This is a genomic window from Pantoea sp. sgz302252 (genome assembly GCF_042610525.1).
Classification (GTDB): domain Bacteria; phylum Pseudomonadota; class Gammaproteobacteria; order Enterobacterales; family Enterobacteriaceae; genus Erwinia.
The window spans coordinates 232,885-246,545 of record NZ_JBHDVM010000006.1 but is presented as its reverse complement, the minus strand read 5'-3'; the positions used below and the strand labels follow the sequence as shown (position 1 = coordinate 246,545).

Genomic DNA, 13,661 nt, shown 5'->3' with positions numbered 1-13,661 from the left:
TCATGCTAGGCTTATTTTATGATCTCCAGGCGACAGGCACATAACGGAGAGAAATTATGTTTGAACCTATGGAATTAACCAATGACGCGGTGATTAAAGTCATCGGCGTCGGCGGCGGCGGCGGTAACGCCGTAGAGCATATGGTGCGTGAGCGCATCGAAGGCGTAGAATTCTTTGCCGTTAACACCGACGCGCAGGCGTTGCGTAAAACGGCGGTAGGCCAGACCATTCAAATCGGTAACGGGATTACCAAGGGTCTGGGTGCCGGGGCGAACCCGGAAGTAGGACGCAATTCAGCGGAAGAAGATCGCGAAGCCCTGCGCCAGGCGCTGGAAGGCGCGGATATGGTATTTATCGCTGCCGGTATGGGCGGCGGCACCGGTACCGGCGCTGCGCCGGTAGTGGCCGAAGTAGCGAAAGATTTAGGTATCCTGACCGTTGCCGTCGTGACCAAGCCTTTTAATTTTGAAGGCAAAAAACGTATGGCTTTCGCTGAGCAGGGTATCGCCGAGCTCTCCAGGCATGTCGATTCTCTTATTACTATTCCGAACGACAAGCTGCTGAAAGTGCTGGGTCGCGGTATCTCTCTGCTGGACGCGTTCGGCGCGGCTAACGACGTGCTGAAAGGCGCAGTGCAGGGTATTGCCGAGCTGATCACCCGTCCGGGCCTGATGAACGTCGACTTCGCTGACGTGCGCACCGTGATGTCCGAAATGGGCTACGCGATGATGGGCTCCGGCGTAGCGTGCGGCGAAGACCGCGCGGAAGAGGCGGCGGAAATGGCTATCTCCAGCCCGCTGCTGGAAGATATCGACCTTTCTGGCGCGCGCGGCGTGCTGGTCAACATCACGGCGGGCTTCGACCTGCGTCTGGACGAGTTCGAAACCGTAGGTAACACTATCCGCGCCTTCGCTTCCGACAATGCGACCGTAGTTATCGGTACCTCGCTGGATCCGGAAATGAACGATGAGCTGCGTGTTACCGTGGTCGCTACCGGTATCGGCATGGATAAACGTCCTGAAATTACGCTGGTCACCAACAAGCAGTCGCAGACTCAGCCTGTGATGGATCATCGCTATCAGCAGCACGGTATGGCCCCGCTGCCTCAGGAACAAAAGCCTGCGGCGAAAGTGGTCAACGAGCCCGGCACGCAAACCAACAAAGAGCCTGACTATCTGGATATTCCGGCCTTCCTGCGCAAGCAGGCGGACTAAGAATTTCCCGAAGGTTGGGGTTCTCCGCTCTTTGTGTTAAAGTGTTCGCCCGTCAGTGATTTATACTGGCGGTCGGATGAGTAATTTTGCGAGATAATGCGATGATCAAACAACGGACATTAAAACGTATTGTTCAGGCGACTGGCGTCGGTTTGCATACCGGCAAAAAAGTCACCCTGACGTTACGCCCTGCGCCGGCTAACACCGGGGTCATCTATCGTCGCACTGACTTGAATCCACCGGTTGATTTCCCGGCTGATGCCAAATCCGTGCGTGATACCATGCTCTGTACTTGCCTGGTTAATGAGCATGACGTGCGTATTTCCACGGTTGAGCATCTGAATGCCGCGCTGGCTGGCCTTGGCATCGATAATATTGTGGTGGAAGTGAACGCGCCTGAAATTCCAATTATGGATGGCAGCGCCGCCCCCTTTATTTATCTGCTGATGGACGCGGGTATCCAGGAACTGAACAGCGCGAAAAAATTTGTGCGCATCAAACAGCCCGTGCGGGTTGAAGATGGCGACAAATGGGCCGAACTGGTGCCGCATAACGGGTTTAAACTCGATTTTACCATCGACTTTAAACACCCGGCCATCGACGCCAGCTCGCAGCGCTACAGCATGGACTTCTCTGCAGAAGCCTTTGCTCGTCAGATCAGCCGCGCACGCACCTTCGGCTTTATGCGCGACATCGAGGCGCTGCAGTCTCGCGGTCTTTGCCTGGGCGGCAGCTTCGACTGCGCCATCGTGGTAGATGATTATCGCGTGCTGAACGAAGACGGCCTGCGTTTCGAGGACGAGTTCGTGCGCCATAAGATGCTGGATGCAATCGGCGACCTGTTTATGTGCGGGCACAATATCATTGGCGCGTTTACCGCGTTCAAAGGCGGCCACGCGCTGAATAACAAGCTGCTGCAGGCCGTGCTGGCTAAGCAGGAAGCCTGGGAATGGGCGACGTTCGAAGACGAAGCCGAACTGCCGGTGACCTTCAGGGCGCCAAACCTGGTGTTGGCGTAAGCACTACTTATCACGACTGGCTGAGCGGGTACTCTCTCCGGCCAGCAAGGCCAGTCGTTCAAGCGTTTTTTTCAGTTTCTCCGGGCTACGGCTCGCGACTCCCCGTAAAATTTCCGCGCTCTGCTCGCTGAGCTGCCGCCCCGGCCCCTGCTCTTTTTGCTGCCGATTGCTGCTTTCCTGCGCGTTTTCCTGCGCTTTTGCTGCAAGCGTTGGATTTATCCTGATGTCGATTGACGTCAATGATGGTAATATCTGCGCTCGTAAAGCTGACAGCAGGCTGGACTGTTCATAGCGTAAACGCATCATCCAGCTGGCGTTAGCGGTTTCAAGCACCAGAATGCCCTGGCGAAAATTAGCCACGCGGCACCAGGGATGCAGCTGCGCGGGAATAACGCCCTGAACCGCGCGGTTCAGCTTATTCAGCGCGATCGCGCGTTGCTGAATGGATTGCAGCATGCTCTGGCCTTCGGCGGCTTCGAAAAAACTTTCAATAGATTGCGGGCGACTATCGCGCATAGCAGGCTCCGGCGGAAAACAGTGGGTATTCTTAATTGTTGGCGACAATTTGGCAGACGGTACTTTTGGCCGCATCTCCTGTTGGGGATGGTCGCGGCAAGCTTTGGTCTGCCTCACGCCTCGGGTGATACCTTACCAGAAAGCGCTCCCAGAAGCCTGAATATCAACAGCGGCGTACGCTTTGAAAGCCTGGCGCTGCTGCATGCCCGCCGTCCCAGCCTTAACGTGGACTACTGGCATCAGCATGCCATCCGCACCGTTATCCGCCACCTCTCCTTCTCGCTTACGCCAGCCAGCGTCGTGGTCGAACAGGCGACGCCGCTTGAGGTACACCGGCTGGCGCTGCTGGATACGCTGAACGCGCTGCTGACTCATGAAGCCAGGCCGCCAGCGATTGTGCGCCACACTGCACTACAACAAACCGGCCATGCGCCACGCTATCAGGCAGGTCTGTGGCTCGCCAGCGTGCAGGGTATTCGCGCCGGGCCTGGTTCTCTCGTCTAAATCGACTATAGTTCCCCCATTAAAAGTTTAGCGATATGCCGCCATAGCGGCCGAGAGAATATTTTTTATGTTAATCAAATTATTAACCAAGGTTTTTGGTAGCAGCAACGATCGTACGCTGCGTCGTATGCGTAAAGTGGTCGAGCAGATCAATAAGATGGAGCCAGACTTCGAAAAACTGTCTGACGACGAGCTGAAGGCGAAAACCGCCGAATTCCGCGCGCGTCTGGCAAAAGGCGAAGTGCTGGAAACCCTGATCCCGGAAGCTTTTGCCACCGTACGCGAGGCCAGCAAACGCGTCTTCGGCATGCGTCACTTTGACGTACAGCTACTGGGCGGCATGGTGCTGAACGATCGCTGCATCGCGGAAATGCGTACTGGTGAAGGTAAAACCCTGACCGCTACGCTGCCAGCCTATCTGAACGCACTGAGCGGCAAAGGCGTGCACGTAGTCACGGTGAACGACTACCTTGCGCAACGCGATGCGGAAAACAACCGCGCGCTGTTCGAGTTCCTGGGACTGAGCATCGGCATTAACCTGCCGGGCATGCCTGCGCCAGCCAAGCGCGAAGCCTATGCTGCCGACATTACTTACGGCACCAACAACGAGTATGGCTTTGACTACCTGCGTGACAATATGGCGTTCAGCCCGGAAGACCGCGTACAGCGTAAGCTGAACTATGCGCTGGTGGATGAAGTTGACTCCATCCTGATCGATGAAGCGCGTACGCCGCTGATTATTTCCGGCCCGGCGGAAGACAGCTCCGAGCTTTATATCAAAGTTAACAAAATTATTCCTCATCTGATCCGCCAGGAGAAAGAAGACTCCGACACCTTCCAGGGCGAAGGCGATTTCTCGGTGGATGAGAAAGCTCGTCAGGTGCACCTGACCGAGCGCGGCCTGATGAAGGTAGAAGAGCTGCTGGTCAGCGAAGGTATCATGGAAGAGGGCGAGTCTCTTTATTCGCCTTCCAATATCATGATGATGCATCACGTAACGGCGGCGCTGCGCGCTCACGCGCTCTTTACCCGCGATGTGGACTATATCGTGAAAGACGGCGAAGTCATTATCGTCGATGAGCATACTGGCCGTACCATGCAGGGTCGCCGCTGGTCAGATGGCCTGCATCAGGCGGTAGAAGCGAAAGAAGGCGTTGAGATCCAGAATGAAAACCAGACGCTGGCTTCCATCACCTTCCAGAACTACTTCCGCCTGTACGACAAGCTGGCCGGGATGACGGGTACGGCGGACACCGAAGCTTTTGAATTCAGCTCTATCTACAAGCTGGAAACCATTGTGGTGCCGACCAACCGCCCAATGGTGCGTAAAGATCTGCCGGATCTGGTCTACATGACCGAGAAAGAGAAGATCGACGCAATTATCGAAGATATCCGCGAGCGTACCGCCAAAGGCCAGCCGGTGCTGGTGGGTACCATCTCTATCGAAAAATCGGAAGTAGTGTCAGCCGAGCTGACCCGTGCCGGTATCAAACATGCGGTACTGAACGCCAAATTCCACGCCCGCGAAGCGGATATCGTGGCCCAGGCCGGTCAGCCAGGCGCGGTAACTATCGCGACCAACATGGCGGGCCGTGGTACGGATATCGTGCTGGGCGGTAGCTGGCAGGCGGAAATCGCTGAGCTGGTGGACCCGACGCCAGAGCAGATCGAAGCCATCAAGAGCGCGTGGAAAGAGCGTCACGATGCGGTTCTGGCCTCCGGCGGTCTGCATATTATCGGCACCGAGCGTCACGAATCACGCCGTATCGATAACCAGCTGCGCGGCCGTTCCGGTCGTCAGGGCGATAACGGTTCTTCCCGTTTCTACCTGTCGATGGAAGATGCGCTGATGCGTATTTTCGCCTCGGATCGCGTTTCTAATATGATGCGCAAGCTGGGCATGAAGCCGGGCGAAGCGATCGAGCACCCGTGGGTTACCAAGGCAATCGCCAACGCCCAGCGTAAAGTGGAAAGCCGCAACTTCGATATTCGTAAGCAGCTGCTGGAATATGACGATGTGGCTAACGATCAGCGTCGCGCTATCTATACCCAGCGTAATGAGCTGCTGGATGTTTCCGACGTCTCTGAAACCATCGCCAGCATCCGCGAGGATGTGTTTAAAACCACTATCGATACCTATATTCCGCCGCAGTCGCTGGAAGAGATGTGGGACGTGCCTGGCCTGCAGGAACGCCTGAAAAACGATTTCGATCTGGACCTGCCGATTGCAGAATGGCTGGATAAAGAGCCGGATCTGCATGAAGAGACGCTGCGCGAGCGCATTATGACGCAGGCCAGCGAGCAGTATCAGCGCAAAGAAGAAGTGGTTGGCGCAGAAATGATGCGCAACTTCGAAAAAGGCGTAATGCTGCAAACGCTGGATTCTCTGTGGAAGGAGCACCTGGCCGCAATGGACTATTTGCGCCAGGGCATTCATCTGCGCGGCTATGCACAGAAGGATCCTAAGCAGGAGTACAAGCGCGAATCTTTTGCTATGTTCGCCGCGATGCTGGAATCGCTGAAATATGAAGTGATCAGCACGCTGAGCAAAGTCCAGGTTCGTATGCCGGAAGAAGTGGAAGCGATGGAAGAGCAGCGCCGCGAAGAGGCCGAACGCCTGGCGCAGCAGCAGCAGCTGAGCCATGTGGATACCGAAACCGAAGCGGCGATGGCGCTGGCCGAACAGACCGGCGAGCGTAAGGTCGGACGTAACGATCCTTGCCCTTGTGGGTCTGGTAAAAAGTACAAGCAGTGCCATGGCCGTCTGGCATAACGGCAGCCATTGATAACATTTAGCGAAACCGGGGACTCCCCGGTTTTTTTATGGCTGGCGTTAGCCAGAGGTCAGGCGGGCAATAAGTGCCGCAGCCAAATCCCAAATCTGGAACCCGGAGCGCAAAGCTAAAATCAGCAGGTATAGCCTGAGCCGCTATCCATATAGCCAGAGAAATACCGCCCAGCCGGCAAAAGCCAGCGGCGGGCCGAAGGGGAAAGGCGCGTGCAGCGAATGCCCTGTTGCCAGCCATACAATAAAAAGCGCTAAAGCGGCGATTAGCGTTGCCAGCAACACTATCCAGGGCAACCGCTCTATGCCTGTCCATGCGCCCAGCGCCGCCAGCAGTTTAGCGTCGCCCAGTCCCAATCCTTCTTTGTTTCTTAGCAGCCTGTAACCGCGCGAAAGTAGCCAGAGAGCGCCGTAACCACCCGCCGCGCCGTAAATGGCCTGTTCGGCCGTCATGCCCGGCAGCGCTCCGGCCGCGCTGGCGAGCAACCCAAGCCACAGTAAGGGTAGCGTCAGGGTGTCTGGCAGCAGCAGGGATTTGAGATCCACCAGCGCCAGCATTAGCAATATCCAGCTCAGCAGCAGACCTGGTAGCCACAGGCTGACAGGAACTCGCCACATCAACACCAGCGTGACCGCCAGCAGCACCGGCGCTATGACAAACTTTTCCCGACGGCTGAGTAATAGACGCATTTTTCACCTCTTGTCTTGTCCATAAGTCGGTGACTTTCACCGTTCCTGTTTCGCCTGGGCGAATGTACTGAGCGGAATTTTACGCTTAGTTTTTATTCTGGGAACGGCACTTGAACGATTTCATGCCGTTACATAACGGATTCTGGAAACACGCCGCAAATTTCAGCCAGGCTTGTTATCGTGTGGCAACACTGGAATAGTGACGGGGAGATTTGAGCTATTCAGAGAGCGGCTATGAAACATTTGCAGGTAGCAGTAGGCATCATTCGCGATGCGCAGCAGAAAATATTTTTAACCCAGCGTTCCGCTAAATCCCATATGGCTAACCGTTGGGAGTTTCCCGGCGGAAAAATTGAGGTGGGCGAAACGCCTGAGCAGGCGCTGAAGCGCGAACTCCAGGAAGAGACGGGAATAACAGTACTGGATGCATCCGCCTGCGGCACCGCCAGCCATAAAGAAAGCGATCTCCAGATAACGCTGCATTTCTTTCTGGTAGAAGCATGGCAGGGCGAACCCTGGGGACGAGAAGGGCAGCCGCAGCGCTGGGTCGCGCAGCAGGAACTGCTGGCGGAAGAGTTTCCTCCCGCCAACACCGAGCTAATTGGTCAGTTAAAAGCGGGGCTTATCTGACAGGCCCTGCCTTAAAGCAAAAAAAGCGGGCGGCAGGGCCGCTCGCTTTTTCGGCCAGCAACATTTGTCAGTAGCGATCTTTCGGTTCTTCGCTCCACTCATCGCTGTCGGAGAGGTCGCCCTCGCTGGGAATACGTTTCTCTTCGTTGGCCCATTCGCCCAAATCAATGAGCTGGCAGCGCTTGCTGCAAAAAGGCCGGAAAGGGCTAAGTTCGTCCCAGATAACCTCTTTGTTGCAGGTCGGGCAGTTAACAGTCATTACTTCATTCATTAGCCGTCTCCTCAGCAGCAGGCGAGTTGAAAATCGAGGCGCGCCGGCACTTCGCCACGTTCGCTGTCGAGTGGAAGAAAACGAATCGCGTAGCGGCTTTTATGCCCGGAAACCTGTGGGTAGAGCGAGGAGTCCAGCGCCAGCTCCAGACGCAGCAGCTCAGCATCTTCTGCATTATCCTGATAAAAACCGTTCAGGCTGGTTTGATGGCGAAAAGCACCCGACTGGCGAATCAGATCCAGGATCAGCGTCAGCGCTTCGCGGATAGGCGACAGCGAATCCATCCACTGCGCCACCTGGCTGTCGCGTTTCTCCTGCTCTATGTGCAGCCAGATATGCAGCGTCGGCAAATCGAAACTGCAACAGCCGCCGGGAATGCTCAGACGCTGACGCACCAGGCCGATCAGACGATCTTCCCGCATTAGCTGGCCCATACGCGGTGCAGCCATCAGTACAGCCGAGCGTGATTTCAGGCTGTCGTTCAGCTTATGCACCACGTCCATATCAACGCCTGGTACTTCCGCCCAGGAGCGCAGCTTCTGCTGCTGCTTATCCAGCTCTTTAACGATCTCGGTGCGCAGCTCGCCGCGTTCAAACACATCCAGCAGCTCTGCCGCATTGCGAAAGAAGGTCAGGGCGCTTAGCGAGTCAACAATAGCCCGGCTACGCTCCAGCTGGTTGATTAAAAATTCAATGCGCAGCCAGGTACGCATTTTTTCATTTAAAGGGTACTCAAATAAAACCGTTGTGCTCATGCTTTAATCCCGATCTGTTGCCCCGGCGAGCTGGCGATAACGCTGGTCCAGCAGGGCAACTCTGGCGGCCACCTCATCAGGTGCGCCGCCGTTATCAATAATGTCGTCGGCTACCGCAAGCCGCGCTTCGCGCGTGGCCTGCGCAGCCAGAATATGTTCAGCCTGTTCACGGCTTATATTGTCTCTTGCCATAGTGCGCGTTAGCTGCGTTTCGCGATCGACGTCCACCACCAGCACCCGATCCGCCAGGTGCTGCAAATTGTTTTCGACCAGCAGAGGAACGACCCACAAGCACCAGACCGAGCGGGCTAGCGCCAGCTGGCGACGGGTTTCGCTATGGATCAACGGATGCAGAAGGGCGTTCAGCCAGGTTTTTTCTTGTGGAGAACTGAAAACCCGCTGGCGCAGCGCGGCGCGATCCAGGGTTCCATCAGGTTGGATGATCTCCTTGCCGAACCGCTCGCTAATAGCCGCCAGCGCGGGCTCGCCTGGCTTAACGACCTGACGGGCGATAACGTCGGCATCAACGATATCCACGCCTTTTGCCGCAAAAGCGTTAGCAATAGTGGATTTTCCGCTGCCGATCCCGCCGGTCAGCGCAACAGTATAGCTCATAAGCTCCGACCCTCGCGGCTTTGATGTGAATGCCTCTCGAAGTAGCTGTTAACTTAGCTAACATTAACCGGCGCAAAAATTGCGGCGCAGATCACATGAGAGAATCACAGATAAATTTATCGGATTGTAGCCTAAATAAACCTGTTTTCGCAGTCTTGCCCGTGGGTTTTTAGCGCGTATGATAAGGCTACTGGAGCTGGTCGCAGCACCCAATCGTTATGATTGCGCCATCAACCAGGAAGTGATTTATGCGTATTGAAGAAGATATTAAGTTAGGTTTTAAAGATGTGCTGATCCGTCCCAAGCGCTCGACCCTGAAAAGCCGTTCGCAGGTCGAGCTGAGCCGGCAGTTCACCTTTAAACACTCCGGCGCCGCCTGGTCAGGCGTGCCCGTTATCGCAGCCAACATGGATACCGTCGGCACCTTCAGCATGGCGGAAGCGCTCGCCTCGTTCGAACTGCTCACCGCCGTCCACAAGCACTACAGCGTGGCGCAATGGCAGGAGTTTATCGCTCGCGTACCAGAGAACGTACTAAAGCATGTGATGGTCTCCACCGGTACCTCCGATGCCGATTTTGTGAAAATGCAGCAGATCCTGGCGCTGTCGCCCGCGCTCAATTTTATCTGCATTGATGTAGCCAACGGCTACTCGCAACATTTTGTCGACTTTCTACAGCGTGCGCGTGAAGCCTGCCCGGATAAAACTATCTGCGCCGGTAACGTGGTCACGGGCGAAATGGTGGAAGAGCTTATTCTTTCCGGTGCCGATATCGTTAAGGTCGGCATCGGGCCCGGCTCAGTTTGCACTACTCGCGTTAAAACCGGCGTCGGCTATCCGCAGCTTTCCGCCGTAATAGAGTGCGCAGATGCGGCTCATGGCCTTGGCGGCCAAATCGTCAGCGACGGCGGCTGTTCGGTGCCGGGCGATGTCGCGAAAGCCTTCGGCGGCGGCGCAGATTTCGTGATGCTTGGCGGCATGCTGGCCGCGCACGATGAGTGCGAAGGGACGGTAGTAGAAGAAAACGGCGAACAGTTTATGCTGTTTTACGGCATGAGCTCCGAGTCGGCGATGAATCGTCACGTTGGCGGCGTTGCGGATTATCGCGCCGCAGAAGGCAAGACGGTTAAGCTTCCTGTTCGCGGCCCGGTAGACAATACGGCGCGGGATATCCTTGGTGGTTTGCGCTCAGCCTGTACCTATGTAGGCGCAGAGCGGTTAAAAGAGCTGACCAAACGCACTACTTTTATCCGCGTGGCGGAGCAAGAGAATCGGGTATTTAACCGCTAATATCGTTGGCCCGCTGCGTGCAGCGGGCTTTTTCTGCCTGACCTCTTGTGTTGCATATAGCGCCCTCTGGCGCACGGGCGTCTTTTAAATGACTGTTTTATTTCACCTTTATCTATCCGCTTTCCGGCGCATGCGCGTGCCGGAGCCTGCACCGTCCTGTTCTTATCCCAGCGCATCGCCCAAATTGAAGATCGGCAGATACATTGCGACAACCAGCGTACCGACCAGTACGCCGGTGACAAGCATCATCAGCGGCTCCAGCGCGGCGGCCAGATTATCTGCGAGTTCGTGCGTATTGGCCTCGTGCCATTCGCCGAGCCGCAGCAGCAGGCTGTCTAAAGCCCCTGCCTCTTCGCCAACCTTGATCAGCTGATAGCAAAGAGGGGTAAAAAGCGCATGCTGCGCCAGAGCCTGATGCAGCGGGTTGCCGCTGGCGATATGCTGCTGTAGCGCTATTATCGCTTCACGCCACAGTCGGTGGGCGAGCGTTTTTTCCACCGCCTGCAACCCTTCCAGCAGCGTCAGGCCAGCTTGCTGGGTCAGGGCCAGCGTAAGAAAAATACGGCTGAGCTGGCCGCCGCGGTAAAGCCTGCCGATAAGCGGCAGCCGCAGAAGCCACCGCTGTTCACTACGTTGCCATCCGGGCTGCCGTCGACTCTGCCAGCGCCAGCAGGCGAAGCTGGCACATGCCAGCGGCAGAATAACCATCCCGTAGCGCTGCAGTGCCCCGGACAGCGCAATAACGGCGGCGGTAAAGGCGGGCAGCGGCGCATTAAACGACTGATAGATGCTGACGAATTCCGGCAAAACGAAAACCAGCATGCCGATACTGACCAGCAGCGCCACGGCAATCACGAACAGCGGATAGCGCAGCGCCTTGATCACTTTCTTTTGCAGCAGCTGTTCTCTTTCCTGCTGGCTGGCCAGCCGCAGACAGCACTCGTCCATTCTGCCGGTTAGCTCGCCGACCGCAATCAGCGCAGGGTAGAGCGGGGGAAAAACCACGGGCCACTCAGCCAGCGCTTGTGAAAACGGCACGCCTTCCGACACGCTTTGCTCTGTTTGCATCAGCAGCGCCTGCCAGGCGGGATCGGCATGGCCCTCGCCTGCAAGCCGCAGGCTGGCCGATAAGGTCATTCCGGCCTGTAGCAGCGTGGCCAGCTCACGGAAAAAAGCGATTTTATGCTGCCATTTCCAGTCGCTGGCGCGATAGCGCCGTTTTTTAGTTAACTTTAACGGCAGCAGATCAAGCGCCATCAGCCGCTCCGCCGCCTCTTGCTGACCGCTGCAAAGCAAAAAGCCCTGATGAAAAGCGCCTTCTTTGTCCGTAGCCTGCCAGTTAATCAGCAGCGGATCAGCCATCGTCATTCGCCACGATCCGGTTAAGTTCGGCCAGCGTGGTCTCGCCCCTGTTGACGCAGCGCAGACCTTCCACAAACAGTGAGTTGTGATTCTGCTGGCGGGCTATTTCCAGCAATGTTTCCTGCGAGCTTTCTGCGGCGATAGCATTTTGTAATCGGGCATTGACGGGAAGCATTTCAAACAGGGCCAGCCTGCCGTAGAAACCCGAATAACAGCGTTCGCAGCCTACTGCTCGCCAGTCCTGCAGCGTGCCTGACCAAAGATCTGGCGGAAAGTGCGCCTGAGCTTCTGCCGGCTGGCGACAGTGCGGACAGAGGCGGCGCACCAGGCGTTGAGCAATCACCAGCTTTAGCGCAGAGGCCAGCAGATAGCCCGGAATGCCTATTTGCCTGAGTCGGGTTAAAGTCTCCGCCGTGGAATTCGTGTGCAGCGTAGAAAGCACCAGATGACCGGTTTGCGCCGCTTTAATAGCGATTTCCGCCGTTTCGGCATCGCGGATTTCACCGATCATAATGACATCGGGATCCTGGCGCAGCAGGGCGCGCAGTACCAGATTGAAATCCAGCCCGGCTTTAGGATGTACCTGGGTTTGATTAACTCCCGGCAACGGAATTTCGACCGGATCTTCCACGCTGCACAGATTGCGGCCCGGCGTGTTAAGCGAGCTCAGGCCGCTGTACAACGTAAAAGTTTTGCCGCTGCCGGTAGGGCCGGTGACCAGGATCAGGCCCTGCGGCCGCGCCAGCGCCTCGCGGTAATGGCGCAGCGATGTTGGCGACATGCCAAGGTTTTCCAGCGCCACGGACTGAGTGTCGTTTTGCAGCAGGCGGATAACCGCTTTTTCGCCGCAGCGTGTGGACAGCGTCGAGAGGCGAAAGGAGGCCGGTTTTCCCTGTAGCGGCAGCGTAAACTGGCCGTCCTGCGGGATGCGCCGTTCGGCGATATCCAGGCTGGCGAGTATTTTTAGCCTGGCCAGCAGCGCCGCGCCGTTATCGCCAGGCTGCGCCGGAACATTCTGCAGCACGCCGTCTACCCGAAAGCGTATGCGCAAGGCTTCTGGCTGAGGTTCGATATGGATATCGGAAGCGCGCTGCTGTACGGCCAGCGCCAGCAGATTATCGATACGTTGGATCGTGGTTTCGCTGTTTTCCGCATCGGTTACGGCTGCGGCAGGCCGCTCCTGGCGATACTGCTCCAGCCGCGCTGGCGGCCAGTACTCTACCTCAATAGCGCCCTGCGCGGTAAAACGCAGTGCGGCCATCATTTCGGCTGTGGGCGGCGTAGCCACTGCAATGTGCAGCCGCTGCGGAGTAAAAGAGAGCACGACCGCCTGATATTTTTGACAGAGGGCCTCAATAGCCCTCAGAGAAGAAGAGGAAGTCATTCGGCCACCTCTTCACTGTCGTCAAAGCGGAAGATATTTTCACAGGCTTCTTTCATGCCCGCCTGTTCTGTGGCACAGCTACGCTGCCAGGCTATCTGGCCCTCTGCACCGTCCCAGGTTGGCTTCATTGTTACTGTTAACCCGTTCAGACTCTCCTGGCCCGTTAGCGTTAGCGTTCCGCTCTGAACCGTTACGGCGGAAACATAGCGTGAGCCTTTGCCAGAAGGTACGCCGTTGCTGCCTTCGCTACAGTTTTCCGCGCCGCCATGTTCAATAGCGCAGAGTTCAACCGCCGTTTTGAACGGCATCGCCGTTTGCAGCATATCGGTCAGCGCGGCTTTTTGCAGATAGTTCTGGTAAGCCGGTAATCCGATAGCGCTGAGAATAGCGATAATAGCGATAACTATCATCAGCTCGACAAGGGTAAAGCCCTGTTGGTTTTTCATGGTACTGACCTCCGTGTATTTAAGAAGTCAGCAAGGTAACGCTGTAAAAAAACGCCTTCCAGCAGCAAAAAAAGGTTCTTCGAGAAGGGCCGTAGAGAATGTTTTGCTGTTGCAGCAATAGACGACAAAGCGTGAAGGCGGCTCGCAAAATTAGCCGAAGGAGGAAAGAACGCCATCCCGG

14 protein-coding genes are annotated in these 13,661 nt (G+C 56.4%); 6 read left to right on the top strand and 8 right to left on the bottom strand.

What is annotated here, in order from left to right; translation table 11 throughout:
• Positions 1-56 precede the first annotated feature (56 nt).
• Both ftsZ and lpxC read left to right on the top strand, forming a co-directional pair.
• A complete protein-coding gene (gene ftsZ / locus ACETPC_RS13415) occupies positions 57-1,214 on the top strand; it encodes a cell division protein FtsZ (protein ID WP_380182008.1) in 1,158 nt (385 codons plus the stop codon).
• Positions 1,215-1,315: 101 nt separating this feature from the next.
• A complete protein-coding gene (lpxC, locus tag ACETPC_RS13410) occupies positions 1,316-2,233 on the top strand; it encodes a UDP-3-O-acyl-N-acetylglucosamine deacetylase (RefSeq protein WP_380182007.1) in 918 nt (305 codons plus the stop codon).
• A gap of 3 nt (positions 2,234-2,236) precedes the next feature.
• On the opposite strand, the gene ACETPC_RS13405 is transcribed toward lpxC, so the two are convergent.
• The gene (locus ACETPC_RS13405) at positions 2,237-2,749 is read right to left on the bottom strand and encodes a DUF721 domain-containing protein (RefSeq protein WP_380182006.1); all 513 of its coding nucleotides are present in this window, start codon (positions 2,747-2,749) and stop codon (positions 2,237-2,239) included.
• Positions 2,750-2,770: 21 nt separating this feature from the next.
• Between ACETPC_RS13405 and secM the strand changes: the two genes are divergently transcribed.
• Together secM and secA are read left to right on the top strand one after the other, a co-directional pair.
• Positions 2,771-3,253 carry a secA translation cis-regulator SecM gene (secM, locus tag ACETPC_RS13400; protein WP_380182005.1) on the top strand — a complete coding sequence of 161 codons (483 nt, stop codon included), beginning with the start codon at positions 2,771-2,773 and terminating at the stop codon, positions 3,251-3,253.
• A 67-nt stretch (positions 3,254-3,320) separates the two neighbouring features.
• On the top strand, positions 3,321-6,026 hold the full coding sequence (secA, locus tag ACETPC_RS13395; protein WP_380182004.1) for a preprotein translocase subunit SecA: 2,706 nt from the start codon (positions 3,321-3,323) through the stop codon (positions 6,024-6,026).
• Between the two features lie 156 nt (positions 6,027-6,182).
• Here secA and ACETPC_RS13390 read toward each other — a convergent pair whose 3' ends face one another.
• Positions 6,183-6,728, bottom strand: coding sequence for a prepilin peptidase (locus ACETPC_RS13390; RefSeq protein WP_380182003.1), 546 nt, complete (start codon positions 6,726-6,728; stop codon positions 6,183-6,185).
• Between the two features lie 234 nt (positions 6,729-6,962).
• On the opposite strand from ACETPC_RS13390, the gene mutT reads away from it, so the two are divergent.
• Positions 6,963-7,358: an 8-oxo-dGTP diphosphatase MutT gene (gene mutT, locus ACETPC_RS13385; protein ID WP_380182002.1), complete on the top strand. Its 396-nt coding sequence runs from the start codon at positions 6,963-6,965 to the stop codon at positions 7,356-7,358.
• A gap of 67 nt (positions 7,359-7,425) precedes the next feature.
• Here the strand turns inward: mutT and yacG are convergent, their stop codons facing one another.
• Genes yacG through coaE form a run of 3 tightly spaced genes read right to left on the bottom strand, consistent with a single transcriptional unit; the run spans position 7,426 to position 8,999 of the window.
• Positions 7,426-7,629 carry a DNA gyrase inhibitor YacG gene (yacG, locus tag ACETPC_RS13380; protein WP_380182001.1) on the bottom strand — a complete coding sequence of 68 codons (204 nt, stop codon included), beginning with the start codon at positions 7,627-7,629 and terminating at the stop codon, positions 7,426-7,428.
• 11 nt (positions 7,630-7,640) lie between these two features.
• Positions 7,641-8,384 carry a cell division protein ZapD gene (gene zapD / locus ACETPC_RS13375; RefSeq protein WP_380182000.1) on the bottom strand — a complete coding sequence of 248 codons (744 nt, stop codon included), beginning with the start codon at positions 8,382-8,384 and terminating at the stop codon, positions 7,641-7,643.
• Between the two features lie 3 nt (positions 8,385-8,387).
• Positions 8,388-8,999: a dephospho-CoA kinase gene (gene coaE, locus ACETPC_RS13370; protein WP_380181999.1), complete on the bottom strand. Its 612-nt coding sequence runs from the start codon at positions 8,997-8,999 to the stop codon at positions 8,388-8,390.
• Between the two features lie 248 nt (positions 9,000-9,247).
• Between coaE and ACETPC_RS13365 the strand changes: the two genes are divergently transcribed.
• Positions 9,248-10,288, top strand: coding sequence for a GMP reductase (locus tag ACETPC_RS13365; protein ID WP_380181998.1), 1,041 nt, complete (start codon positions 9,248-9,250; stop codon positions 10,286-10,288).
• A 162-nt stretch (positions 10,289-10,450) separates the two neighbouring features.
• Here ACETPC_RS13365 and hofC read toward each other — a convergent pair whose 3' ends face one another.
• From hofC to ppdD, 3 genes are read right to left on the bottom strand one after another with little or no spacing between them, the layout of a single operon-like run.
• Positions 10,451-11,650 (bottom strand): protein transport protein HofC, encoded by a 1,200-nt coding sequence (gene hofC, locus ACETPC_RS13360; RefSeq protein WP_380182232.1) that lies wholly within the window; start codon positions 11,648-11,650, stop codon positions 10,451-10,453.
• Positions 11,643-13,034 (bottom strand): type II secretion system protein GspE, encoded by a 1,392-nt coding sequence (gene gspE / locus ACETPC_RS13355; RefSeq protein ID WP_380181997.1) that lies wholly within the window; start codon positions 13,032-13,034, stop codon positions 11,643-11,645. The genes hofC and gspE overlap by 8 nt, the downstream gene beginning before the upstream one ends.
• Positions 13,031-13,480, bottom strand: a complete 450-nt coding sequence (ppdD, locus tag ACETPC_RS13350) for a prepilin peptidase-dependent pilin (protein ID WP_380181996.1) — start codon at positions 13,478-13,480, stop codon at positions 13,031-13,033. Before ppdD ends, gspE begins: the two co-directional genes overlap by 4 nt.
• Positions 13,481-13,661 lie beyond the last annotated feature (181 nt).

Bases quoted from the DNA above. Each gene is read 5' to 3' on its own strand.
- lpxC (WP_380182007.1), top strand. From the start codon at position 1,316: ATGATCAAACAACGGACATTAAAACGTATTGTTCAGGCGACTGGCGTC.
- ppdD (WP_380181996.1), bottom strand. From the start codon at position 13,480: ATGAAAAACCAACAGGGCTTTACCCTTGTCGAGCTGATGATAGTTATC.
- zapD (WP_380182000.1), bottom strand. From the start codon at position 8,384: ATGAGCACAACGGTTTTATTTGAGTACCCTTTAAATGAAAAAATGCGT.
- mutT (WP_380182002.1), top strand. From the start codon at position 6,963: ATGAAACATTTGCAGGTAGCAGTAGGCATCATTCGCGATGCGCAGCAG.
- yacG (WP_380182001.1), bottom strand. From the start codon at position 7,629: ATGAATGAAGTAATGACTGTTAACTGCCCGACCTGCAACAAAGAGGTT.
- ACETPC_RS13365 (WP_380181998.1), top strand. From the start codon at position 9,248: ATGCGTATTGAAGAAGATATTAAGTTAGGTTTTAAAGATGTGCTGATC.
- ACETPC_RS13390 (WP_380182003.1), bottom strand. From the start codon at position 6,728: ATGCGTCTATTACTCAGCCGTCGGGAAAAGTTTGTCATAGCGCCGGTG.
- hofC (WP_380182232.1), bottom strand. From the start codon at position 11,650: ATGGCTGATCCGCTGCTGATTAACTGGCAGGCTACGGACAAAGAAGGC.
- gspE (WP_380181997.1), bottom strand. From the start codon at position 13,034: ATGACTTCCTCTTCTTCTCTGAGGGCTATTGAGGCCCTCTGTCAAAAA.
- ftsZ (WP_380182008.1), top strand. From the start codon at position 57: ATGTTTGAACCTATGGAATTAACCAATGACGCGGTGATTAAAGTCATC.
- coaE (WP_380181999.1), bottom strand. From the start codon at position 8,999: ATGAGCTATACTGTTGCGCTGACCGGCGGGATCGGCAGCGGAAAATCC.
- ACETPC_RS13405 (WP_380182006.1), bottom strand. From the start codon at position 2,749: ATGCGCGATAGTCGCCCGCAATCTATTGAAAGTTTTTTCGAAGCCGCC.
- secA (WP_380182004.1), top strand. From the start codon at position 3,321: ATGTTAATCAAATTATTAACCAAGGTTTTTGGTAGCAGCAACGATCGT.